Genomic DNA, 3,766 nt, shown 5'->3' on the forward strand with positions numbered 1-3,766 from the left:
GGCGATAACAACCCGCGCTAGATGAAGTGCTCGTTGGATCGGCGCTGATCGTTCGGAAAACCGTCGGCGACAACGGCTGCCAGTTCGATGAGCGCTTCCCGCGTTTCCCGCTTCAGCCGGTCCAGGCTGATCTCCGCGCCCTCCTCCAGATGCGGATCGAACGGCACCAGGCGCACCGCACGGCACCGCCGCGAGAAGTGATCGACCACCTTCTGCATGTCGACCTTGCCCGACCGCGGCCGCACCGCGTTGATGACCGCGATCGAATTGCGCACCAGATCCTCGTGGCCGTGCGCGTCGAGCCAGTCCAGGGTCGCTGAGGCGCTGCGCGCGCCGTCGATCGATCCCGAGCTGATCACGATCAGAGCGTCGGCCTTCGACAGCACCGACGTCATCGCCGAATGCAAAAGCCCGGTCCCGCAGTCGGTGAGCACCAGGCCGTAGAACCGCTCCAGGATTTCCAGCGTGTGCGAGTAGTCCTCGGCGCTGAACGCGTCAGACATGGCCGGATCGCTTTCCGAGGCCAGCACTTCCAGCCGGCTCGGGCCCTGCGAAGTGTAGCTGCGGACGTCGCTGTAGCGCTCGATACCCTCGGCGTCGCGCAATAGGTGGCGCACGGTGGCCGGGGTTTCCAACGGCACCTTTTGACTCAGCGTGCCGCGATCGGGGTTTGCGTCCACGGCCACCACCCGGTCACCACGAATCGACGCGAAGGTCGCCCCCAGGGAGGCGGTGATGGTCGTTTTGCCGACGCCGCCCTTCAGCGACAACATCGCAATCCGGTAGCAACCCCGCAGCGGCCTGTTGACCTGCACGGTCAGATCGTTGTAGCGCATCACCCGGGGGCTTTCGCCGACGTTGATCAGCTGTCCCGACAAGACGTACAGCCAGCGACGCCAACCCTCCGACGGCGCAGGCTTGACCTGCCGCAACAGGGTGCTGGTCGATAGTTCCGGATACGGCGACGGCGGGTGCACCGCCTGCCGGTAGCCCGTGTTCGCCTGCGCGGCCGACGGCTGGCCGCTGTAATAGCCGCCGTAGTTCTGCGACGGCGAATCGACGATCGGCGGCAGTCCCTTGTACGGCGTGGCTGCCCACGCCCGCGGTTCGACGCTGGTTTCTGGGGGCGGCACGCCCCGCGTCACAGCCTCGCTGAAGCGCCGTTCGGTGCGAAATCCGGCAAACGCCCTGGTCGGCGGCTCGTCGGCTGGCGGTGGTGGTGGCTGTGGCGGCAACTCGGTGGTCGGATGGTCTTCGCGACCGCGCGACACTCCCGGATTCGCGTTCTGCGTCGGATGGTCAGACACGTGCTCTTTCCCCTTGTCGCAACACTCGGTCGCTTGTTGGCGAACGATCCTGTTAGGCCAACATATCGAAGCGCCGATCGGTCCCCCGGATGTCGGCCTAGCCCACCCCAGCATAGGAGTGCAGGCCAACCGTCACCAGGTTGACGAAGAACAGGTTGAACACCATGGCCACGAAACCGACCACGTTGATCCAGGCCGCTTTCCTGTCCCGCCAGCCCGCCGTCGACCGAGCATGCAGGTAGGCGGCGTAAACCACCCACGCGATGAATGCCACCGTCTCCTTGGGATCCCAGCCCCAATACCGACCCCAGGCCTGCTCGGCCCAGATCGCGCCGAAGATCACACCGAAGCCGAACACCGGGAACGCGAAGATCGTGGTCCGGTAGGCGATCCGATCCAGCGTCTGCGCGTCCGGAAACCGCTGCACCATCCGAGCAAACGCTCCCGGGCTATCCGGCTCGCCCAGCCGAGAGGTCCGCAGCAGGAACAGGATGCTGGCCACCCCCGCGACCAGGAACACTCCCGAGCCCAGGCTGACCACCGATACGTGGATGGGCAGCCAGTAGGACTGCAGCGCGGGCATCACCGGTGCGGCGTTGGTGTAGAGCCAGCGACCCGACACCGTCAGCAAAATCAGGACTGGCAGCAGCAAGAAAACCCAGAGCGGACGGTACTGCGGTCGGCGCAACACGATCGCGCCGGCGGCCAGGCCGCAGAAGCAGGTCAGGTTGATGAACTCGTACATGTTGCCCCACGGCACCCGCGTGGTGGCCAGACCGCGCAGCACGATGCAGAGCAGCAATAGGCCGGTGCCGGCGTAGACCAGGAGCAGCCCGGCCCGCCCCACGCGTTCGTCGAACGGCCGCCGCGGGGCGTCCAGCACGACGCCCGGCGTCGCGCTGTCGGCGACCACCGATCCGGCGCTGACCAACACCCGTTCGGCACGCCGGCTGCGGGCATAGGCGAGTTCGACGGCAAGGAGCAACAAGGCCACCACCAGCACCACCACCGCGGAGGTGAACGCCCAATCCGAATTGCGCGCCAGGTCCACATTGACGTTCGAGGTGTTCATTGGCGGCTCCTTCCGGTCCCGACGGGCTCGCTGGGCGCGACTGCCGGCGTTTGCAATCCGTCCTGCAACCGGCCGACGAGCCGCTCGAATTCGTCGCCCCAGCCGGAGTTGTCCGTCCGCGCCAGGCCGCCTAGCTCGACGTTCACCGTACCGGGCGCGGTCGGTGTGAGCCGGACCCATATCCGCCGTCGGCGCACCAGCAGCGACACCACCAGCCCGGCCATCATTGTGATCGCGAATACCAGCACCCAAATCTGCCCGGGGTCGTGCGAGACCTGCAGGTTGACGAACGGGACGGCGCCGTCGAAACGCACGACGGTGCCCGCCGCCGGACCTTGATCGATTCGCACCTGTTCGCCCACACGCAGGTTGACCCGCTTGGCTCTGGTGAGCCGGTGCTGGTCGATGAGACGCGGATCCAGGGTGTACAGCGACTGCGGCCGGCCGGTGTCCAGGCCGGAGTCACCGGAGTAGATGTCGACGGCGACGGCTGGGGCGTTCAGCGCGGGAAAGCTCGACGACAGCAGGGTGCCCTCGAGCTGCTCGGTCGGCGCGAGCAGACCCTGGATGGCGATCTGGTGTTGACGACGTTCGGCGGCGTCGGGATAGGCGCCGGCCGGCGGGTCGATACGCGCCACGCCCGAAGACAGCAGCGTGCGGGGGTTGTCGGGTCGCCATTGCACCGTGGAGGTGCGGGTCTGTCCGTCGGGGAAGGTCACAGTGAATGTCGGCGCATAGCCGTGGCCCTGCAGGTAGACCCGGTCGCCGCCGACGCGCAGCGGGTGGTTGACCTCCAGCCGGTAGCGCCGCCAACTGTTGTTCGCGAGGTCACGGCCGGCCTGGTAGTCGATGTCGGCGGCGAACGACGTGGCCTGCCCGTTCGCCAGGTAGTGTGCGGCAAAGTCGTTGACGCGCAAGCAGATTGGATGAAGCGATGTGCCGTCGACGGTGTTGCCGGCCCGAAACGAGTCGAACGCGGCAGGTGACGCCGAGCAGAAACCCGGACCGCCGTCGGCGATCACGACGACGTTGCCCTCGTAGCCGAACAGCTTGCCGACGGCCACCGCCACCAGCAGGCCCACCAGCGAGAAATGGAAGACCAAGTTGCCGAATTCGCGGAGATAGCCTTTCTCGGCCGAGATTTCGATGTCTCCGTCGGCGCTGCGGGTGACCTTCCGCCAGCCTCGTAGCCGGTCGGCCATCGTCGCTGCCAGCTGGTCGGGTTCGCCGGCGATCGTGGCGGTGGCGTGTTTGGGCAGCCGAGTCAGGTTGCGGGGCACCGGCACCGGCGTGGCGCGCAGATTGCGGGCATGCTCGATCGTCCGCGGGGTCAGGCAGCCCACCAGCGACACGAACAGCAGTGTGTAGATGGCGGTGAACCAGAAGC

3 protein-coding genes are annotated in these 3,766 nt (G+C 67.0%); all 3 read right to left on the reverse strand.

Features of this window, described 5'->3' with window-relative positions:
* Window positions 1-17: 17 nt before the first annotated feature.
* On the reverse strand, window positions 18-1,307 hold the full coding sequence (locus WAN71_RS20640) for a MinD/ParA family ATP-binding protein (RefSeq protein ID WP_422227111.1): 1,290 nt from the start codon (window positions 1,305-1,307) through the stop codon (window positions 18-20).
* A 97-nt stretch (window positions 1,308-1,404) separates the two neighbouring features.
* On the reverse strand, window positions 1,405-2,379 hold the full coding sequence (gene ccsB / locus WAN71_RS20645; protein ID WP_422227112.1) for a c-type cytochrome biogenesis protein CcsB: 975 nt from the start codon (window positions 2,377-2,379) through the stop codon (window positions 1,405-1,407).
* Window positions 2,376-3,766, reverse strand: a 1,391-nt coding sequence (locus WAN71_RS20650; protein WP_422227113.1) for a cytochrome c biogenesis protein ResB, incomplete at its 5' end; no start/stop codon positions are given. The genes WAN71_RS20650 and ccsB, both read right to left, overlap by 4 nt.

Origin of the sequence: Mycobacterium sp. (genome assembly GCF_049280035.1) — a bacterium.
In the GTDB taxonomy this organism is placed as follows: Bacteria; Actinomycetota; Actinomycetes; order Mycobacteriales; family Mycobacteriaceae; genus Mycobacterium.

Coding starts and splice junctions, on each gene's coding strand:
- ccsB (WP_422227112.1), bottom strand. CDS start 2,379: ATGAACACCTCGAACGTCAATGTGGACCTGGCGCGCAATTCGGATTGG.